Raw genomic sequence first — 19,197 nt, forward strand, 5'->3', positions numbered from 1 at the left:
CTCATTTTTTGCTTTCAACTTGAAGTTTTGGTGCCACAAGTCGTAAAAGCATCTCATGGTAATTATCATCAGCTTCTTTTTCTGTTTCATCGATAACATACCGATCTAAGAAAACATACCCTAAGACAGCTCCAAGTAAGCTATGCAATGAAACGACATTCTTATTATCTACATCTAACTTTTCCCCTAAATCTACTATTTTTAGAACTTCTTCACGAATTTGCTCATTTTGAACATATTCATTCAAACCATAATAAATACTAGAAATAGCCTTATCGTGTAATAAAAAATCACGAATTTCATCTGCAAATCTAAACAAAGCATCTAAGCCAGAATGACCTATTATTTTCTTTGTTAAATGCTGCCGCAAAACTTGCAGCCTATTCACACAGACTAAAATTAATAAATCATTCCGATTAGCAACGTAGTGGTACAAAGATTGAGATCTGATTCCCAAATCTTTTGCCAAAGCTGGCATTGTTAATTCGCTTAATCCTTTTTCACTAATAATTGCTATTGCTTGCTCAATTACTTTTGAGCGATCTAAAGCTCTTTTTTTAGCCAAGATAATCACCTTCTTTTTATGTACTCATATACTTTAACACGACAACCTGTAGAAAACAATCTACAATGTGTAGAAAATTATCTACTTTTTGAAAAAATAAAAAAGAGAGTCAATAAACTCTCCTTTTTATAATTATTTTTGCTTAATCATCCAATTATTAATTGCATCCCCAATCTTGGCTAAATCAGCATCTTCTTCACTAACCATCGCCATAGCATAAGTTTTTCCATTTTCTTGAATTAGGGCTGCACCTTGTTTTTTATCAGCTATTCGATAAACTACGCCATTAATATTTTTCGCTAATCCTTTTTCAGGGAAATTAGCTAATTGACCCAAAATTTGGTTATCAATATCTGTTCCTAAAACTTTTCCTTGATAAAGCTTCTGCATAATAGTAACTAAGTCACCGCTACTAGTTTTACCAGCAAAATCTTTACCAAAATTGTCCGTAATCTCAGTCTTATTTGCACCAAAGGATTTTGCAGTCTGATTTACCTTATTTTTTCCAATTTTATTTAAGATAATATTAGCCGCATTATTATTTTGCTGTCTCATCATTAGATCAAGTAAATAAGTATAAGAATACGACATATCAGCCTTTAATACCTTATCGCCACCATTCAAATCACTTGCTTTTACCTTGTATGGAGTAGCGGAATTCAAGCTTTTATCTTGTACTGCCTTGTAGTAAGCGAGTAAAACGTATAGCTTCAAAACATTTCCTGCATTTAAACTATCTTGACTAGTATTAGTTAAGTCAACAAATACCTTAGTATTGTTTAGGTCTTTCACGCTTACTTGATAGTTACCTTGAACGCTTGAACTAGACTTAACTATTTCCTTAGCTAGACTTTTATTACTATTTTTTGAAACAGCAGCTTCACCAATCTCGCTTTCTCCATTCGTATTTAAACGAGTTTGTTTACTGCCCTCTTTCATCTTACTTTTTTGAGCTACTTTTGCCGTCGAGTTTCCATAAATCTCTAACGTCTGTACTTTCATATGATTAATACTTGTCATATAAAAAGCTAAAGCACAAAAGGATGACAGAATTGCTCCTAAAAAGATTTTATTTTTCATTAAAATTCTCCTTAATTACATATTTTTATTTTATCATGTCATTTGGTAAAAATGCTTTAAAGATAAGGATTATTGTAACTTTTAAAGATCTTTTTATTTAAGTGCTATTAGTTGAATGCGTTCACAAATGCTATTTTTTTTAGTACAATAATTCCAGTATTAATATTTACAGTGAGGGATTATTACTTATGTTGAAATATATGATTGGTATTGACGCAGGTGGTACACACTCTACGGCAATCGCTTATGACGAAAATGGTAAAGAATTAGGTCGTGCAGAATCTGGCCCAGGTCAAATTAACAATGACTACGAATTAGGTATTAAGAATATTGCGCAAGCAGTTAATGAATTACGCGATAAGATTGACGGCGACTGTATTAAAGTTTTAGCCGGAATCGCTGGTTTATCAGTTGTTGGTAATGCACCTGAAGTTGCAGCAACTATTTCTTCAATGGTTGGTAATATTCCAACTCGTGCTATTACTGACTCACTTCTTGCTCTTTACAATGGTCTTGAAGGAGCAGATGGTGCTTTAGTTATTGCTGGTACTGGATCAGTTGTTAATGGTCGCCAAAATGGCTCTTTAATCGCTGTTGGTGGCTACGGTTCCTTACTTGGTGACGAAGGTAGTGGCTACGCTATTACTAAGGCTGCCCTTCAATCAGCTCTTCTCAGCTGGGACAAGCGCGAAAAGAACTCATTAATTGATTTATTCGTTAAAGAATTTGATGTTGACAACATGGGCGAAGTTCCCGCTAAATTCTACAACTTAACTAGTCCAGAAGTTGCTTCAAAGGCTGTTAAGGTTGCTAAGTTAGCAGACAGCGGTGATGAATATGCTCGTAAGATCATCGCTGATCAAGCACATCTTCTAGCACGTGACATTATTATGTGTTTAGATCGTTATGAAGATCCTAAGCCAATGCGCGTTGCTTTAACCGGTTCAGTTCTTTCAAATAACGCTATGATGCGTTCTTACATGGAAGCTGAAGTTAAAGAAAAATACCCAGATGCAGTATTCAGCGTTTCAAATGGTGAAAACGCACGTGGTGTAATCTTTGACAAGAGTAAGGATTACCGTTACTTCACTAACCATAACGATGATGAATAATTGAAAATTAAAAAGGCCTCGGAAGTCAATTTTCCGAGGTCTTTTTCTATCTATAAATCTTTATACATTAAAACGTGCTCAATACCACCTTCATCAAAGGTATCGCCCTTTACCTGATAGGCAAGGTAATCATAAAAAGGTTTCGCTGTCATTTGCGCATGACAATATAATCTATCAACACCATTTTCTTTTAAATAATGATGAACTTCTTCCAGCATCTTGCTTCCTAAATGCATTCTACGCGCTTCTTTTGAAACTACTACACGACCTAAATACCAATCTCCATTTTGTTCTTTAAAAATTCGACAAGTAGCTAAAGCGTTATCCTTATTTTCATTCAACATAAAAACATGAATAGCACTGAAATCTTCATTATCTATTTCAGGTAATGTGATTTTTTGTTCACTAACAAAAACTTCACTTCTTAGTCTTTCAATACAAAAAGCCTCACGCCCTGTCATTTCGTCAATTTTCTTAAAAGAGAATTTCATTACTTTATCCTTTTAACTAAAATAAAATCTGTCTGTGGATCTTCTCCAACTACAAAGGTGTGCTGACTTATTCTTTCAAAGCCATCTTTTTTATAAAAAGCTTGCGCCTGGTAATTTTTCTCCCAAACACCGAGCCATATATTGCTCTTATTCTTTTCTTCGGCTATTTTTTCAGCTAGTTTAATTAAAACTAACCCTAATCCCTGATGCTGAAAAGATTGTTTTAAATATATCCTCTCTACTTCTAATGCATTAGACACTACCTGCTCAGTTTGTGCATCTTTTTCATTCACTTTTAAATAGCCCGCTACTTGATCAGCAACAGTTAAAAAATAAAAACTACTATTAGGATTTTCAATTTCATCTTTTAACTTTTCTGCTGCATAAGCTTCATTTAAAAACTCTTTCATATTTTCCGCACTATTCTGAGAGCCAAATGTTTCTAAGAAAGTCTGTCTTGAAACAGCTTGGAGCTCTTTGACATCAGCGACCGTCACTTCTTTTATGTTATATGATTGAGCCATTTTAATATTCCCTCTTTCCACCATTTTTTACAAAACTCCAATTTTCACTAGCGTTTTTTTCGATAATACTTAAATATTTTTGCAATTCGGCTTGTTCTGATTTACTTAATCCTTTTGTTACCAATTCATTTGAGTAGACATTTTCTTTTTCTATTTCTTTAGCTAATTTTTCGCCTGAATCTGTAACATACAAATGTTTAATTTTCTTATTTGATTTATCGTCTTTTTTTAAAATAAGACCTACCTGTTCTAGTTTTCTAACTCCACGGGCCGTAGTTGTACGATCTACATTTAATAATGTAGCTAAACGATCAGAAATAATTCCTGGATGTTCAAAAATACGAGTTAGGTACAAGTACTGACCACGATTTAATTTCAAATCCTTAAATTCAATATTAGCAATTGAATCTAAGGCTCGTGAGATTGAACCAATTTGTCTCAAAATGTCTTCTTTTACCGTTGTCGTTATTAATCTCTCCTTTTTATTTTTATCTATTATATTTTACCTTTGTTGCAAATGCAACAATATTTAATAAACTTATCTAATACTACTTTAATCCTGTTGCTTTACATACTAACAATAAGTAAAATCTATATAAATAGTATAAGTAAGGGAGAGAATAAAATGATTTTAAGAAATATTGGAGTTATTCTAACTATCCTTGTTGGAATAGAACATATCGGAATTATGTGGTTAGAAATCTTTGGCAAGCCTGAACTACAAGCTAAGTCGTTTGACATGGATATAAATTTTGTTAAACAACCTGCTGCCAAGACAGCATTAGCTAACCAAGGTATCTATAATGGGATGCTGGGACTATTAATTCTAATCGTATTTTTCTTCTTTAAAATACCAACTTTAATTACAGTATGGCAACTTTTACTTGCATTTGTCATCGTAGTCGCCATTTTCGGCGGCTTTACAGCAAGTAAAAAGATTTTTGTTGTTCAAATGTTACCAGCATTAATTGCATTTATTCTACTTTTCTTTTAAAAATTATCCATAAAAATAAGGATTGTCGTTATGACAATCCTTATTTTTTATTTAATATTCTGTTTTTATTGATTCCAAGCACTTTGGAACTTAGTTTTACCAGCATCAACCTGTGAATTCCAATTTTGACCCTTCTTTGCTTTAGCAAAGATATTTTGCATAATTGAATTCAAGTCAGTATATGCTGCATTACTGTTCTTCACTACAGGAACGCTGTATAAGTGCTTCATTGCCTTATCTAATTGAGCAGGAACTTTAGTCTTAGTTGAATCCTTGTAAGCACTAGAATTAATTACATTGTTAGTTACAGGAATGTATCCAGTCTTATCAGCCCAAGTTAATTGTTGGTCCTTACCTAACAAGTACTTAATGTACATGAAGGCAGCTGCCTTTTGTTGAGCAGTACCCTTGTTAAACATGTAAATATCAGTACCTTGTTGCATGTTGTACTTAGAAGGACGAGGTGCAACCCCGTATTGGAACTTGTTGCCAACACCCATCTTAACAAATCCTTCACCAGCACTAGTACCTACAAACATAGCAATCTTTTGGTTAGAAAAGTCACCTGAAAGGTAGCCAGCTGAACCAGCAGTCTTGAAGTAACCATCCTTAATACCATCAGCATAGTAATTAATTACTTTCTTAGACTTAGAACCAGTAAAGTTAATGTTCTTAGAGAAGTTTACGCCTTCATCTTTCATACCTAAAACGTAGTAGTTTGAAAGTGAATCAAATCCAGCACCAACAACTTTGTGGTTACTCTTTTCGTAAATTTTCTTAGAAGCTGCCTTTAATTCAGACATAGTCTTTGGTACTTTAACACCGTATTTATCTAATAAATCTTTGTTGTAAGTTAGCATTTCAACAGATTTATTAAATGGAATACCGTATTGAGTACCCTTAATTTGAGCACCCTTTAATAATTCTTCACGGATATCACTCTTCTTAGCTGAACCCCAACCAATCTTAGTATTGTTAATGTAAGGTGTCATATCAACTAAGCGTTTGCTGTTAGCTGCGTTCAAAAGCCAACCAGGATAAGCTTGTGTAATTGTTGGTAAGTTGTTTGGTGATTGCAAAGTTGAGTTAATCTTTGCTTGCAAATCATTGTACTTACCTTGGTTTTCAAGCTTAATAGTAATGTTAGGATTCTTCTTTTCAAAATCCTTAGTTAAGCTTTGTAAAGTCTTTTCCTGAGTTCCAGTCATACCGTGCCAGAAAACAACAGTGGTCTTCTTAGTAATCTTAGTTGGAATATCAGCAGACTTACTGCTTGAACTATCATTACTCTTAGAATTTGAGCAAGCAGTAGTGCCTACAAGGGCTAAAGCAGCAACTGCAACTGCTGCAAATTTTTTAGTGAACTTCATATGTTCCTCCCAATAAAAACAAACAACAAAATAAAATTTAATTTTAACTAAGCGTAAAAACTTCTCCGCGCTTAGGTAAAATCCGTTCTCCAAATGGGTTTTCTTCTAATTCAGGATGCAATGTGTGCACCGGAGCCAGGATCTTTGGCTCAAAACCCGCAATTATTTCTTTTAATTCAGCTACATCCGCATGTCCTGAGCAACGTAAAGTTATCAGTTCAATTCCACGCTTTTCAATATTTTCAATAAACGGAGCATAAGCTGGATCAAAATCCCCCAGAGGCTCAGCATTACTATGAATGTATAAACCTCCTTCTTGTAGTTGATCATAATGACCAACTACCTGCCAGAAATATTGATGATCATCCTTTAAAAGATCTTGATAACTAATTTCAAGATCAGGATCGAGCGCATCAATTTTTTCATCTTCTGGCAAGTAATAATAAGGAACATCTTGCTTTAATGCTAACTTTAATAGTTCAGCACGTTTAGCATGAAGGACTACTTTTCGAGGCGAATCCGAAATAATTCTCAAAATTCTCTCTACATTTGTAGGATAGGTATTAAAAGTCAGTTGACGTTTCGGATTATCTTTTTGATATTGAACTATTCTTTGTGTTAATTCAACTTCATTCTTAACACCTTTAAACTCTTCACTATCATCCTCACTACGCTCTGGCCATGAAACACCAGTACCCTCGATGATTAGCATATCACATCCCTTACCAGCTGCCATAAATTTACGCACCCAGTCAGGATGATAGCCATGTAGCCGTATATCACCGGTATGAACGATTGTCTTATCTGGCGTCTTTACAATTAACCCTGTTGCCCCATAAGCATCGTGGTCACTTGGTACAACTGTTAAAGTTATATCACCAACTTGAATTGGTTCATTTAACTTAGCAGCAATTATTGGACGAGTATAGTTCTTAGGCTTATCAGCTGCTGGAAGCAAAAATTCTCCATCACGATTTAACACAGGCAATAAAGCTGCTGTTAGTGGTCCCGCATATAAGGGGATTTCTGGAGCTAACAAATTCATCGCCTTGCTGTGATCTAAGTGAAGGTGAGAAATATATGCTGCACTATGTTCCCAACGTTCATGATCAATTTCTTTTCCTGTAACTTTAGGATCATAGAAATTAGGTACATCGCCAATTAATTGATACTTAAGAAGTGTATCAAAATCTTCATCTTCCATCTTTAGCCCTAATTCTGGACGATACACTTCTCCTAGATCAAATAATACATGCGACTTATCATAGGCCACTTCAATCATTGGTCCACCAATGGTAGTTAGCCCATTATAAAAAGTTACCGTTGTTTTAGGCTTTGAGGTCATTACGTACTACTCCTCGAATAATTTGTTTTCTAAAAATGAAGTAAACAATTAAAACAGGTACAACTGTCAAGGTTGCTGCTGCTAATTGCAATTGAGTTTGAGCTCCTGCATCGGACGCAAAGGCAGCTAAACCATTGTTTAGTAAACGCATATTATCTTCATTTGTAACTAATAATGGCCATAAGAATGAGTTCCAGCCAGAAATAAAGCTAAGTAAAGCTACGGTAATTAACCCACCTTTAGACATTGGAACTAGAATCTTCCAAATATATTCCCAATCAGAAGCTCCATCAATCATTGCTGCCTTATAAATTGTTGGCGAAATTGCTGTGAAGTAGCTTTGTAAGTAGTACATATAGAAGATAGAAGTTAAGAAAGGTAAAACCAATCCTAGATATGTGTTTAATAAGCCTAAGTGAGCAATTGTGTTATAGTTCGTAAAAATAATTGCTTCTCCCGGAACCATTAATAATGACAGAAAGATTAATTGAATTAATCCTTTTCCCTTAAATTTAAGATTTGTCATTGCAAAAGCGCCAAGAATTGAAGTAAACAAAGTGACAACTGTTGTAGTGGCAGCAGTAATAAAGGTGTTCAAGAAATATCTAGCAAATGGTGCTTGCTCAAATACTTTTTGATAGTTACTCCACCGAAAGGCTTTCGGAATTAAAGTTGGCGGAATAGTTGTAGTCTCTTGATAAGACATTAAACCACCTAAAATCATATATATAAAAGGGAAAACAGTTATAATGCCAAAAATTCCAATGAATAGATAGACAAAAATCATTCCCCAGCGTAATTTTTTCTTCTTCATTTTAACTGTTCACCTTTTTCATCAATTTTCTTTGTAAGAAAGTTACGAACAAAATAAATAGGAATAAGACTACAGTAGCAGCCATAGCCACACCAGGTGTTCCGACAATTTGGAATTTATTATAAATGTAGTAAACTGCTGTCATTGCTGAATTTCCTACTCCGGCTTGTCCATTGAATAATGCATAAACTTGAGTATAAATCTTAAATGCACCGATTAAGTTAACTGTTAAAAGAAAGGCTAAAGTCGGCACTAACTGTGGTACCGTAATACGCCAGAATTTTTCTCTGCTGGTTGCACCATACATATCAGCTAAAACGTAGTAATTTGGTTCAATATTTCTTAAAGCCCCCATCAAAATAACGATATTAAAGGCTAAAGATGACCAAACACCAAAAATAATTAGCGAAACCAAACTTAAACTAGGATTATCTATCCAATCAGGTTGTGGTAAGTGAACAAGCTTTAACAAGAAATTCAATAAACCGTACTCACCATTAAAGATATAGCGGAAAACAATTCCGATTGCGATGGTACTAGTTACATATGGCATAAAGAACATTGTTTCAAAGAAGGCAGTATGCTTAATCTTTGAAAAAATGAACCATGCAAGTGCTACAGAAATTATTAATGCAATTGGTACAGCTAAGAAAGAATATATAGCAGTATTCATAATTGCACGCCAAAATTCTGGATCGCTAAAAATATATTGATAGTTTGAGAAGCCATTAAAATGTAAATCAATTAATGGGCCACCCTGAAAACTCATCGTAAAAGCACGTACAATTGGCCAAATACTAAATACTGTAACGCAGACAATCGCTGGTGCTAAGAATAACCAAGCTTTTTTCTGATTATCTTTCATTAATAGATTCGCTCCCCATCTGGCTTAAATAAGTACACGCGGTCTAAGTTCATCTTAAACTTAACCTTATCTCCGCGTTTTACTTCTTGTTCTAAATCAATTAATGCACGTTGGCTGCTTCCAGCATGAGTGAATTTTAATACTCGCTCACGTCCAATTAATTCAATGTCATCAATTACTTCAGAAAGTTCACCATCATTAGCTAACTTTAAATTTTCTGGACGAATACTTAATGTGTAATCTCCATCTACTAATTCACTTCTAAATTTTGAACTATTTAATTTTTCAACTGGGATTTCAAAATCTGAACCAATAATTTTATCGTCTGATACTTTAACGTCAAAATTATCAATTACAGGATTACCAATGAAGTTAGCTACAAATTGATTGTTAGGCTCTAGGTAAAGATCTTGTCCCTCATCATCTTGTTGAATTACTCCATTATGGAAAAGAATAATCTTATCACCGATTGATAAGGCTTCTTCTTGATCGTGTGTAACAAATAAAGTAGTAATACCTACTTCTTTAACCAAATTACGAATTTCTTCACGAATCTTTAAACGCAAACGTGCATCTAAGTTACTTAATGGTTCATCCATTAACAAAATCTGTGGTTCTTGCACTAAAGCACGTGCAATTGAAACACGTTGCTGTTGTCCACCAGAAAGGTTACCTGGCTTTTGGTCAGCTAACTCTTCAATATGAGTTAACTTCATAAATTTTTGAGCAATTTTTTCTGCCTCATCCTTTGGCTTTTTATTCTTTCCAACAGTCATTGGGAACATTACGTTTTGTAAGACCGTCATGTGAGGATAGAGTGCATAATTTTGGAAAACATATCCAATGTTACGGTCCTTAGGCGCAACATTAAGAAGAGACTTACCATTTACAATGATGTCTCCTCCAGTCGGATTCAATAATCCAGCAATCATATTCAAAGTTGTCGTTTTTCCACAACCACTAGGTCCTAATAAACATACCAAATCGCCTTTCTTTACAGAAAAGCTAACAGATTTAATTGCTTGGTATCCATTCTCATAAGTTTTTTCTAGGTTATTTACCTGAATGAATTTATCTTCGCTCATATATCTCCCACTACTACATTTAGATTTAAATCATATTACATCACAAATTTTATGATAAAAGCAACAAAATCACAAATATTTTTTTATAAATTATTCGTAGTTTGTGAAATTTTGCTGCTTTTTTGTGGATAAGATGTGGATAATAATATTATTTTAAGAACTATGTATCTATAACCCTATACAATAGATCGTGTTTTACTGCTCATATTTTTAGGATCTAGTCTAGGAATCAAGTTTATTAATATACAATATAGAGAAAGTCGAACAATAAAAAAACACTACATCTTGTGCAGTGTTTTCCAAAAAATTATAAATTATCGCCACGTTCAAACTGGAATTTGGAAGAATTTAATGCTTGTCTAGTTAAATCACTCATCAATTTCTTAGTTTCATTAGTAATATAGCCGGCTGTTTCTGCATTAGCAGCTGTTAAATATTTAGTCTGTTCTTTTCCAGACATCTCTTTTGCCTTCTCATCAGTGGCTGAAACACGGCCTACGGCATAGCTTTGACATTCGTCTCTGAAGTTATCAATTTGGTAAATAAATTGATGATATCTTGGCTCTACTAATACTTGCAAACTCTTGTAAAGCCAGTAAGCACTCGATTCTGGCGTAACCATATGACTAGCCTTTTGATAATTAAGTGGTGTGTCATCAATATTTGTGTAGAAAGGTACATAAGGACTATATGCGTAAAAGCCAAAGTTAATCCATTGAATACCAGCCATTTCTTTAGGAACATCATTTCTAATTTGCAAAATACAACTAGATTGGTTTCTATCTAAGGCAATTGATCTAAACATTTTTTGCTTCTTATCATCCCCAGAAGCAAAAGAACCCATTGGATCATATTCAGTTCCGTTATAGTGACTTGATAAGAAAAATTCTACGTCTTCAACGCCAATTTTCTTTTCAGGCTTTCTAATAAATGGCATTTCTTGACTCAAAGGATCTTGTTCAATACTTGGATTGAACAATCTTTGACCATACCAGGTTCTTGGAGTGTTGTAGTAGCTATCAGCTTCAGCTTTAGTGCCAAAAATATCTCTAAAACTCCATTTACCATCAGTACTTGGATTCAAATGATTCTTCTCTACAAAGTCTCTAATAGTTGAAGCATACATAAAGTTATCATGATCATCAAAATCGATATCTTGAATAACCATAATATTAGGACAAATTGCATAAGAGTCTTCTGGAACTCTTTGTGCAACCCATTGATGGCCAGCACCGGTTTCAAAATACCAAACCTCATCATGATCAGAAAAGGCAATCCCATTGCTCTCACCAGTACCATACTTTTCAATTAGCTTACCTAAACGTTCTACACCTTCGCGTGCAGTTTTTACAAATGGTAAAACAAGATAAACCATTGAATCTTCATCTACACCATTTTCAACTAATGGATCATGGCCCAAGCAGCGAGCATTAGTTGCTTCGGTTTCAGTTGCAGACATTGCGACGTTATACTCATTAATTCCTTGTTCATCCCAACGGCCTTCTGACTCATCTGCAGTTGGAGTAGCAGTCCACTTGCAGCCGTGTCCTTCTAAGTGAAGCTTCAAGCCATTATATTTTGAAACATAATCTTCATCGTAATCTTTAGCTTCATGAACAACAAAAAGCTTTTCGTTAATACCACCATAACCGTCTTCATCACGCGCAATAATAGTTGAACCGTCAATTGTAGCTTTTTTTCCGACAATCATTGCCGTACAGTTATCTTTGCTTTTATTCATTATTTTCTCCCATAAAAAATCAATTATTGATTAACCACCATATTACGATCTATTTTAGCCCTACCATTATTATAATCAAACACATAATCAGGCTGCACATTAAAAAGATAAACATTAAAGTTTAAATTACTAGTTAAGCTGATTGCTTGTAAATTAATCCCGCGTGCCATTAATTCATTTCCTCTAAAAATTGGCGTTGCTTGAAAAATAATCTTATTTCCTTGTTTTAATGAGTTGCGCACTTTGCTTTCAAAGATTGTTTGAATTTTTTGATTAGAAAAAGCTGTCTGCGTAAACAAATTCTTAGGATTATTTTGATCACCTGATTGATTGTTAGGATTATAGTTTCCATCCTGATCAATACCCGCTGAAATTGAGTAAGCAATCAAGTGTCCACGGTTATAGATTTGCGTTCCATTTTCACGATTTGAGTGCCATGCAGTAGGATTAATAAATTGCCGCACTCTAAGAGAATCATTCGCAACGTTTCTCGGCTCTAAAAATGCTGTATTAGAATGCGAAGTTCGATTTAAATTATCCAAATTAGAATAAATTACTTTATTCACTTTCCATGCATTCTTAATAAGCGTTGACTTATTATTATTCACGTAAACATAAGTCTTGTCGCCACTTTTGAAATCTAAATTAGCTAATTTTTGATAATCTGTATTAGATAGACCACCATAGTTAGTATCAGCCGTTGTAGCGTTATTCACTACTTGCTGAGAACTATTTGATGTTTGAGTTTGATTTGAATTTTGATTTGAAGAATTAAGCTTGAACCATCCACCCCAAATAATGATTATGAGAGCTACAATCCAACTTGCTACTGTATTTTTCTTCCTTCTTCGATACTTTCTTCTTTTTGCCATTTATTTTCCCCTAATCTTATTTCTTTCAGTATAGATATTTGAACGTACGTTTGCAATGTAATTAATAAGTTTTTATGTATTTAGACTGCTACAATAAACATGAACGATCTATCAAGAAACAAATAGAAAGAAGAAGAAAAATGGAATATTTCAACCTAAATGATGGTAATCGAATTCCTAAGATTGGTTTCGGAACATATAAATTAAACGGCTCACGTGGCGTTTTTGCCATTCAAGCTGCTTTAAAGAATGGTTATCGTCTCCTAGATTCTGCTGTTAATTATGAAAATGAAGGTGCGGTTGGTCGAGCAATTAAAAACAGTCATGTAAGTCGCGATAAAATTTTCGTAACTTCTAAATTACCGGGACGCCATCACAAATATCAAGAAGCCCTGGAGCAAATTCAAGAGTCACTTTACTCTGCGGATCTTGACTACTACGATTTATATTTAATTCACTGGCCAAATCCAAAAGAAAATCATTATCTTGAAGCTTGGCAAGCCATGATTGACGCACAAAGATTTGGTTTAATTCGTTCAGTCGGTGTATCTAATTTTGAACCAGAACATATTAATCACTTATATCGCGAAACTGGCGTGATGCCTGCTGTCAATCAAATAGAGCTTCACCCTTATTGGTCAAGTCAAAGAGTTCGCAAATACGATGATGAGCACCATATCATTACGGAAGCCTGGAGTCCGCTCCAACGTGGCGGTGAAGCCTTTCAAGAAAAAGAAATTATTGAATTAGCTCAAAAATATCATAAATCCCCTGCTCAAATAATTTTACGCTGGGAAACACAAATTAATGTTGTCCCAATTCCTAAGGCTAGTTCCTATGAACATCAATTAAGCAATTTAAATATATTTGACTTCAAATTAACTGATGCAGAAGTTCAAAGCTTAATCAACTTAGATAAAGAATCTGCTCGTCGGTTTGATCCTAATGAGCACGAAGAATTCTAAGGAAAGCAGGTACAATCTTCATGCAAGCAATTCTAAATAAACGAGTTTCAAAAATTGCTCTATTTTATGATCTCGTTTTTGTCTACATGATCTCTAAAACAACAGAGATACTTCACCATCTTGAACATGGACTTGTTTCCCCAACCTCTTTTGCCTTATTTGCATTAATAGTTATTATTTTTATTAATTCATGGATGGTACAAACAGTTTTTACTAATCGCTATGGTATTGGTAGCTGGGCTGACATTGCATTTTATTTTATTGATATGATGATCTTGCTATATATGTCCAATTCCTTTGATACTAATAATCTAACCGAAATGAAAATTCTATTTATTTCTGCTGGATTATTGTCGTTAACTCTAGCAAGTCATTACTTAATTAATTATTTTCAGACAACAAGTAAAATTGATCAAAATATTTCCCGGGCATTTTTTCTAATTTTGATTTTCAGATCAATCGCTCTAATTATTGGTGGACTATTAGATAATGTCCCTGGCTTTGTGTTAGCAGTTATTGGAATTATTTTCAGTTGGCTCATGCCTACCTTAACTGCAAAATATACTATTAAACACCCTATTATTTTTCCCCATCTGCTTGAAAGACTAAATCTCTTAGTAATTATCATTTTTGGTGAAACAATAATTGGAATCGCGGATTACTTCCGCCCTAAGACTTTTTCACTTTATTCAATTCTTATTTTCTTAACAGTTGCCCTATTATTTTTCACTTACGCTCTACAATTTGATAAGCTGACTAATGAAGATCAAGATGATGTTACGGGAAACGTCCTAATTTATCTTCATTATCTGATTATTTTCGGAATCAGCTTAATAACTGTAAGTATTAAATTTATCCATGAAGCTGATGCTAACTCATGGTTTGCTGTGTTATGTTTATATTGTGGAATCGGATTGTTTTACTTAGGATTATTATTTGCAACACGCTATAATAAGTTGCAATTTAAATTAAAAAAATCTACAATTACAATTTTCCTAACTACGACTTTAATCGGAACTATTTCCTGTCTTATCTGGTCAAGTTTTGAAGTCATTGTAATTCTAACCTTTGTAATTGTGGCCATTAATATTAGTTGGTTAGTTCATGTAAATCTTCCCCATATCAAAAAAGGAATCCTCTTGTAGGATTCCTTTTTTCATTTTCTTTAACTACGTGCCCAATTATCAAGCACATTTAAGAAGAATTTCTCTGACCAAGTCCTAATGTTTTGTCCCTGCTTCTTTAAGGCTCTTGCCTTATTTAATTCAGTAATATCAGTCCTAAAGAAATCATGGTCACCGACTAAAACATAATCAGTGTCTTGTCCCACTTCTTCTTGAATAGATCCGCCAAGATTCTTTACCGCGTTAGCTAATTCATACTCATCTAGATCTAAATCACCAGCAATTACAACATTTTTATGAGCAAATGGACTACGAAATGCTTGCGACTGCTTAACAATGTCAGGCCATTCATTAGTCAAATCTAATGTTTTAACTGCTTCTTGCGCTCTAAGCATATGCTCTTGTCTAAATAATTTATGAAATTCATCAAAAACCTTTTTAGTATCTAAACAATCATCTAAACCGCGGTGTTCTTGATTTTCCGCAATATTCATTCGATGCATGCAATCAAGAAGTCGATTATGCCGTTCTTGTGGATAAAAACTACGTGCTAAGCGATAAACGTCAACATAATCATTATTTAAAACAGTTAAATGATATTTTTCAGCTAAATCGTAAACAAAATTCAAATCAAAATTAACATTATATCCAACAATTGGATCGCTCCCAATAAATTCGCGATACTTTTTAATTGCCTCTTGAACTGGTAGTCCCTTTTCTTCAATTGCGGCTTCATCAATTCCGTTCAATTTAGTAATAAAGGCAGGCACCTTATTACTGTCAGGAAACTTTACTAATTCTGAAAAAGTTGCTATCACTTCTCCATGACGCACCTTCAAGCCGCCCATTTCTGTAATTCGATCTCGATATGGACTAAGGCCAGTAGTTTCTACATCGATTAAAGTATAATTCTCTGGAAAACCTGGTTTTTCAATTCCTTTTTGCCGTATTTTATCTTGAGCCGCTGGAATTCTTAAAACGCCTTGAATAACTGAAATACTCATTTTTTACCCTTCATTTTTAGAAATTTTTTCAATTACTTCTGGAAGTGCCATCTCTAAGCCGGCACTTCTTTTTTGAATGTCATCAGGTAAGTCATCTTGACTTAAATCTGCTGCTACATAATGCCAATCTTTAAACTGTTCTACTAATTTTACCATCGGGTCAAGTAGTTGTGGACTGGTTGGATCAACTCCTAACTCCAACACCACAACCTTCTCAGTTTGCTTTCTAGTTAAAAACCAACGAAATCTAGTATTTGCATCTTCATCTGGGAAGAAGTGAGCATTAAGTGGCATATGAATTTCCATTGGCGAATCACAGTCCTCGCAGCGAGGTATTTCACCTTGACCATTAATATATCTTTTTACAACGGACAAATCAGAGTAAGTACCATGATTTAATCCACTAGAACATTGCATTCTAGTCCAATCGCCGAAAACATCAAAAATTTTATTCTGATCAAATCCAGCCTTTTCAAAAAAATGGCCAAAAGTACTGGTCGCAATAAAGTAATTTTTACCGCTTAAAAGTTCCTTCAATTGCTGCATAGCCTTACTTGGCTCATACTCAACTGAATATTCATTAATTAACTGACTCCAGAATCGCCACTTCTCATCCCAAGAATCAAAATCTTTATCTAAAGCATCCGCAATGGTTTTGACATGATATTTTTCGCTAACTTTTTTATATTCAATTGGAAAGGCTGCATCATCAAACATATCAAGCCCTTCCATTTGTGCAAAACCGTTACCAGCTGTGACGATTATTGCATCTGCTTCAGCTAGCCATCTTTGTATTTCTTTAAAATCTTTCATGATCTTTTCTTCCTTTTTATTTTTCAGAATATCCAACCAAACGTAGTTGTCCCTTAATATATTCTCCTAAAAAGATATCATCAGTACTATTATAACCAGCTTTAGCTACTTCTTGTTCAAGCCAAGCATTAGATTTATGAATTAAATCTAAAACGTCCTCATTAATTTGACCATCACTAATAATGGGAAAGCGAATATTGTCTTCATCATTTTCGATGATAGTCAATTGTCCGTTTTGTTCGAAAATACAATTTTTTACTTTTTCAACTGAGTATATTCCGCGACTTCTGAGTCTAAACATTAATTCATTAGCAGAGATACCTGCTTTCATACAGTTTCCAACTAAAACATGTCCGTTCTTTATTACTTGAACTGGTTTTCCATCAATTAAATTGCGTACCCAATTGCTACGTTCACGTCCAAATTTTAAGATAAAAACTACCAATGTCCACACAACTAAGACAAGGAGAAACTGCAAAATTGTAATACTAGAATTGTAAATTAATCCGCCAATGATCCCACCAAGAACATAATTTTGTAATTGATCTAATGCAGTAGTTGGAGCTAGATTGCTCTTACCAAACACATTGATTTGAATAATTAAAGTTAATATTCCTAAAGAAAACTTGATAAATAATTGTGTATAATCCATCTTTTACCTACTTTTGCACATATACATGGTGATCAATGACGTGAGCACGATTTAAAGTGTAACTGTTATTATCTTCATTTAAGTTCAATTGATAATCTTCATTTTTTGAATCAATTCGGACAATCATCCCATCTTGCAAACTAGTTGAGCTGATCATTACATCGCTTTCTTTAACATTAGCATCATCAGCAATCGACTTAATAAAAGGAACGATCTGAGCCGCCTTTGACTTTTGCTCATTGTTTTGCACATATTTTTCATATTGAGTGCCAGCAAATAATACTAAAAATAAAAGTGCAATAATTCCTAAATCTCGGTATCTAGTATTAAACCGATCTCTCAAATATAAACTCGTAAAGATAATCATCGCACTAGCTGCTACAATCATTAAGATATATAAGGCTGTCCGATCAGTATTTTGATGGCTTTGAATATAATTTATAGTATAAAAATTCATTTAACTAATACTTTCTCTTTAAAGGACGATTATCGCGATTATTATTTAATAGAACATGTTGCTGAACAATTTCAATTAAAGTTCTAGAAAGTAAGGCCATACTCTCAGTTGTTACATATTCATATGGACCGTGGAAGTTCGCACCACCATTAAACAAGTTAGGTGTAGGAATGCCTTTTTCTGAAATAAAATCTCCATCAGTTCCGCCACGAAATGGAATAACTTTTGGCTTTAATCCCAGAGCATCATATGCATGCAAGACTAAATTTACAACATAAGGATGTTTCTTGATTAAATCACCAGGGCTACGGTATTGATCATGCATCTCTAAAACTACGCGATCTTCTCCATATTTCTTATTTAACTTATCCACTAGGTCTGTGACTAAGTTTTTCTTTTGTTCAAAACTATCTGTATCAAAATCTCTGATAATTAACTGAATTTGTGCATGATCTACATTGCCGTTATTTGATAAAACCATGAAATAGCCATCAAAATCTTTACTATTTTCTGGAACTTCATTTGCTGGTAAACCTTGAATGAATTCACTAGCCATCAAGGCAGCATTGACCATTAAGCCATATGCTTCACCGGGATGAACTACAGTACCATGAAAAGCTATTATAGCAGCTGCCGCATTAAAAGTTTCAAAAGCAATATCGCCTGGATCGCCATTGTCTAAAGTGTAAGCAAACTCAACAGGAAAACGTTGAACATCAAAGCGAGCAGCTCCTTTGCCTATTTCTTCATCTGGACCAAAAGCCACCCAAATCTCACCATGAGCGATATCAGAGTTTTCACTCAAATACTTAAGCATTCCTAATAAGCCCGCAATTCCAGCCTTATCGTCTGCTCCAAGTAAAGTAGTTCCATCAGCAGTAATTAAAGTTTCACCTAGGTGCTTTTTTAAACTAGGAAATTCACTTGTTGATAAAATACGTCCTGCTTTTAGTAAAATATCTGTTCCATCGTAATTTGGATGTACTTGCGGTTGAACATTGTCTGCATTGAAATCAGCAGTGTCCACATGGGCTACAAAACCAATTGGCGTAGTTTCTAAGTTACTTGTAGCTGGCAATCTACCAACAAGATATGAGTCTTTTTCAGAAAAAGAAACTTTATCTAGACCAAGTTTTTTTAACTCTTGTTCAATAATCTTTAATAGCGTAATTTGTCCTGGCGTAGTAGGTACGCTTTGGCTGTGTTCGTCTGAACGCGTATTTACCTTACAATATTCAATAAATTTATCTTGAATGTATGCTTGATCAATTTCAGTCATTAGTGCCACTTCCTAACTATTTTTAATTATATTTTAAGAAAAAAT

21 protein-coding genes are annotated in these 19,197 nt (G+C 34.1%); 4 read left to right on the forward strand and 17 right to left on the reverse strand.

What is annotated here, in order from left to right:
- Position 1: 1 nt before the first annotated feature.
- Positions 2-565: a TetR/AcrR family transcriptional regulator gene (locus QM512_RS07095; RefSeq protein ID WP_282805028.1), complete on the reverse strand. Its 564-nt coding sequence runs from the start codon at positions 563-565 to the stop codon at positions 2-4.
- 132 nt (positions 566-697) lie between these two features.
- Positions 698-1,645, reverse strand: a complete 948-nt coding sequence (locus QM512_RS07100; protein WP_282805029.1) for a serine hydrolase — start codon at positions 1,643-1,645, stop codon at positions 698-700.
- Positions 1,646-1,833: 188 nt separating this feature from the next.
- Between QM512_RS07100 and QM512_RS07105 the strand changes: the two genes are divergently transcribed.
- Positions 1,834-2,757 (forward strand): BadF/BadG/BcrA/BcrD ATPase family protein, encoded by a 924-nt coding sequence (locus QM512_RS07105; RefSeq protein ID WP_282805030.1) that lies wholly within the window; start codon positions 1,834-1,836, stop codon positions 2,755-2,757.
- A 50-nt stretch (positions 2,758-2,807) separates the two neighbouring features.
- On the opposite strand, the gene QM512_RS07110 is transcribed toward QM512_RS07105, so the two are convergent.
- The 3 genes from QM512_RS07110 to QM512_RS07120 are packed head-to-tail and all read right to left on the reverse strand — an operon-like array spanning position 2,808 to position 4,241.
- Entirely contained in the window at positions 2,808-3,248 is a 441-nt protein-coding gene (locus QM512_RS07110) for a GNAT family N-acetyltransferase (protein WP_282805031.1), read from the reverse strand.
- On the reverse strand, positions 3,248-3,772 hold the full coding sequence (locus QM512_RS07115; RefSeq protein WP_394358293.1) for a GNAT family N-acetyltransferase: 525 nt from the start codon (positions 3,770-3,772) through the stop codon (positions 3,248-3,250). Before QM512_RS07115 ends, QM512_RS07110 begins: the two co-directional genes overlap by 1 nt.
- 1 nt (position 3,773) lies before the next feature.
- Positions 3,774-4,241, reverse strand: a complete 468-nt coding sequence (locus tag QM512_RS07120; protein WP_282806457.1) for a MarR family winged helix-turn-helix transcriptional regulator — start codon at positions 4,239-4,241, stop codon at positions 3,774-3,776.
- 156 nt (positions 4,242-4,397) lie between these two features.
- Here QM512_RS07120 and QM512_RS07125 point away from each other — a divergent pair, with 156 nt between their 5' ends.
- Positions 4,398-4,766, forward strand: coding sequence for a DUF1304 domain-containing protein (locus QM512_RS07125; RefSeq protein ID WP_282805033.1), 369 nt, complete (start codon positions 4,398-4,400; stop codon positions 4,764-4,766).
- Positions 4,767-4,831: 65 nt separating this feature from the next.
- Here QM512_RS07125 and QM512_RS07130 read toward each other — a convergent pair whose 3' ends face one another.
- The 7 genes from QM512_RS07130 to QM512_RS07160 form a co-directional block, all read right to left on the reverse strand.
- On the reverse strand, positions 4,832-6,136 hold the full coding sequence (locus tag QM512_RS07130) for an extracellular solute-binding protein (protein WP_282805034.1): 1,305 nt from the start codon (positions 6,134-6,136) through the stop codon (positions 4,832-4,834).
- Between the two features lie 43 nt (positions 6,137-6,179).
- On the reverse strand, positions 6,180-7,481 hold the full coding sequence (locus tag QM512_RS07135; protein ID WP_282805035.1) for an MBL fold metallo-hydrolase: 1,302 nt from the start codon (positions 7,479-7,481) through the stop codon (positions 6,180-6,182).
- Positions 7,465-8,295, reverse strand: a complete 831-nt coding sequence (locus QM512_RS07140) for a carbohydrate ABC transporter permease (RefSeq protein ID WP_282805036.1) — start codon at positions 8,293-8,295, stop codon at positions 7,465-7,467. The genes QM512_RS07135 and QM512_RS07140 overlap by 17 nt, the downstream gene beginning before the upstream one ends.
- A gap of 1 nt (position 8,296) precedes the next feature.
- Positions 8,297-9,160: a carbohydrate ABC transporter permease gene (locus QM512_RS07145; protein WP_282805037.1), complete on the reverse strand. Its 864-nt coding sequence runs from the start codon at positions 9,158-9,160 to the stop codon at positions 8,297-8,299.
- Positions 9,160-10,245: an ABC transporter ATP-binding protein gene (locus tag QM512_RS07150; RefSeq protein WP_282805038.1), complete on the reverse strand. Its 1,086-nt coding sequence runs from the start codon at positions 10,243-10,245 to the stop codon at positions 9,160-9,162. Before QM512_RS07150 ends, QM512_RS07145 begins: the two co-directional genes overlap by 1 nt.
- A gap of 307 nt (positions 10,246-10,552) precedes the next feature.
- Positions 10,553-11,986 (reverse strand): C69 family dipeptidase, encoded by a 1,434-nt coding sequence (locus tag QM512_RS07155; protein WP_282805039.1) that lies wholly within the window; start codon positions 11,984-11,986, stop codon positions 10,553-10,555.
- A 23-nt stretch (positions 11,987-12,009) separates the two neighbouring features.
- Positions 12,010-12,858, reverse strand: a complete 849-nt coding sequence (locus tag QM512_RS07160) for a DNA/RNA non-specific endonuclease (RefSeq protein ID WP_282805040.1) — start codon at positions 12,856-12,858, stop codon at positions 12,010-12,012.
- 140 nt (positions 12,859-12,998) lie between these two features.
- Here QM512_RS07160 and QM512_RS07165 point away from each other — a divergent pair, with 140 nt between their 5' ends.
- Entirely contained in the window at positions 12,999-13,823 is an 825-nt protein-coding gene (locus QM512_RS07165; RefSeq protein ID WP_282805041.1) for an aldo/keto reductase, read from the forward strand.
- Between the two features lie 20 nt (positions 13,824-13,843).
- Positions 13,844-14,968, forward strand: coding sequence for a low temperature requirement protein A (locus QM512_RS07170; RefSeq protein WP_282805042.1), 1,125 nt, complete (start codon positions 13,844-13,846; stop codon positions 14,966-14,968).
- Positions 14,969-14,988: 20 nt separating this feature from the next.
- Here the strand turns inward: QM512_RS07170 and QM512_RS07175 are convergent, their stop codons facing one another.
- The 5 genes from QM512_RS07175 to pepT are packed head-to-tail and all read right to left on the reverse strand — an operon-like array spanning position 14,989 to position 19,152.
- The gene (locus tag QM512_RS07175; RefSeq protein WP_282805043.1) at positions 14,989-15,951 is read right to left on the reverse strand and encodes an exonuclease domain-containing protein; all 963 of its coding nucleotides are present in this window, start codon (positions 15,949-15,951) and stop codon (positions 14,989-14,991) included.
- A 3-nt stretch (positions 15,952-15,954) separates the two neighbouring features.
- Positions 15,955-16,764 (reverse strand): SIR2 family NAD-dependent protein deacylase, encoded by an 810-nt coding sequence (locus QM512_RS07180; RefSeq protein WP_282805044.1) that lies wholly within the window; start codon positions 16,762-16,764, stop codon positions 15,955-15,957.
- 16 nt (positions 16,765-16,780) lie between these two features.
- Positions 16,781-17,416 carry a DUF421 domain-containing protein gene (locus QM512_RS07185; RefSeq protein ID WP_282805045.1) on the reverse strand — a complete coding sequence of 212 codons (636 nt, stop codon included), beginning with the start codon at positions 17,414-17,416 and terminating at the stop codon, positions 16,781-16,783.
- 7 nt (positions 17,417-17,423) lie between these two features.
- Positions 17,424-17,873: a DUF3290 domain-containing protein gene (locus tag QM512_RS07190; RefSeq protein WP_282805046.1), complete on the reverse strand. Its 450-nt coding sequence runs from the start codon at positions 17,871-17,873 to the stop codon at positions 17,424-17,426.
- 4 nt (positions 17,874-17,877) lie between these two features.
- Positions 17,878-19,152 carry a peptidase T gene (gene pepT / locus QM512_RS07195; RefSeq protein ID WP_282805047.1) on the reverse strand — a complete coding sequence of 425 codons (1,275 nt, stop codon included), beginning with the start codon at positions 19,150-19,152 and terminating at the stop codon, positions 17,878-17,880.
- Between the last annotated feature and the right edge of the window lie 45 nt (positions 19,153-19,197).

The organism is Lactobacillus isalae (assembly GCF_947539375.1).
GTDB classification, from domain to species: Bacteria; Bacillota; Bacilli; order Lactobacillales; family Lactobacillaceae; genus Lactobacillus; species Lactobacillus isalae.

Coding starts and splice junctions, on each gene's coding strand:
- QM512_RS07100 (WP_282805029.1), bottom strand. CDS start 1,645: ATGAAAAATAAAATCTTTTTAGGAGCAATTCTGTCATCCTTTTGTGCT.
- QM512_RS07105 (WP_282805030.1), top strand. CDS start 1,834: ATGTTGAAATATATGATTGGTATTGACGCAGGTGGTACACACTCTACG.
- QM512_RS07110 (WP_282805031.1), bottom strand. CDS start 3,248: ATGAAATTCTCTTTTAAGAAAATTGACGAAATGACAGGGCGTGAGGCT.
- QM512_RS07115 (WP_394358293.1), bottom strand. CDS start 3,772: ATGGCTCAATCATATAACATAAAAGAAGTGACGGTCGCTGATGTCAAA.
- QM512_RS07125 (WP_282805033.1), top strand. CDS start 4,398: ATGATTTTAAGAAATATTGGAGTTATTCTAACTATCCTTGTTGGAATA.
- QM512_RS07130 (WP_282805034.1), bottom strand. CDS start 6,136: ATGAAGTTCACTAAAAAATTTGCAGCAGTTGCAGTTGCTGCTTTAGCC.
- QM512_RS07135 (WP_282805035.1), bottom strand. CDS start 7,481: ATGACCTCAAAGCCTAAAACAACGGTAACTTTTTATAATGGGCTAACT.
- QM512_RS07140 (WP_282805036.1), bottom strand. CDS start 8,295: ATGAAGAAGAAAAAATTACGCTGGGGAATGATTTTTGTCTATCTATTC.
- QM512_RS07145 (WP_282805037.1), bottom strand. CDS start 9,160: ATGAAAGATAATCAGAAAAAAGCTTGGTTATTCTTAGCACCAGCGATT.
- QM512_RS07150 (WP_282805038.1), bottom strand. CDS start 10,245: ATGAGCGAAGATAAATTCATTCAGGTAAATAACCTAGAAAAAACTTAT.
- QM512_RS07155 (WP_282805039.1), bottom strand. CDS start 11,986: ATGAATAAAAGCAAAGATAACTGTACGGCAATGATTGTCGGAAAAAAA.
- QM512_RS07160 (WP_282805040.1), bottom strand. CDS start 12,858: ATGGCAAAAAGAAGAAAGTATCGAAGAAGGAAGAAAAATACAGTAGCA.
- QM512_RS07165 (WP_282805041.1), top strand. CDS start 12,999: ATGGAATATTTCAACCTAAATGATGGTAATCGAATTCCTAAGATTGGT.
- QM512_RS07170 (WP_282805042.1), top strand. CDS start 13,844: ATGCAAGCAATTCTAAATAAACGAGTTTCAAAAATTGCTCTATTTTAT.
- QM512_RS07175 (WP_282805043.1), bottom strand. CDS start 15,951: ATGAGTATTTCAGTTATTCAAGGCGTTTTAAGAATTCCAGCGGCTCAA.
- QM512_RS07180 (WP_282805044.1), bottom strand. CDS start 16,764: ATGAAAGATTTTAAAGAAATACAAAGATGGCTAGCTGAAGCAGATGCA.
- QM512_RS07185 (WP_282805045.1), bottom strand. CDS start 17,416: ATGGATTATACACAATTATTTATCAAGTTTTCTTTAGGAATATTAACT.
- QM512_RS07190 (WP_282805046.1), bottom strand. CDS start 17,873: ATGAATTTTTATACTATAAATTATATTCAAAGCCATCAAAATACTGAT.
- pepT (WP_282805047.1), bottom strand. CDS start 19,152: ATGACTGAAATTGATCAAGCATACATTCAAGATAAATTTATTGAATAT.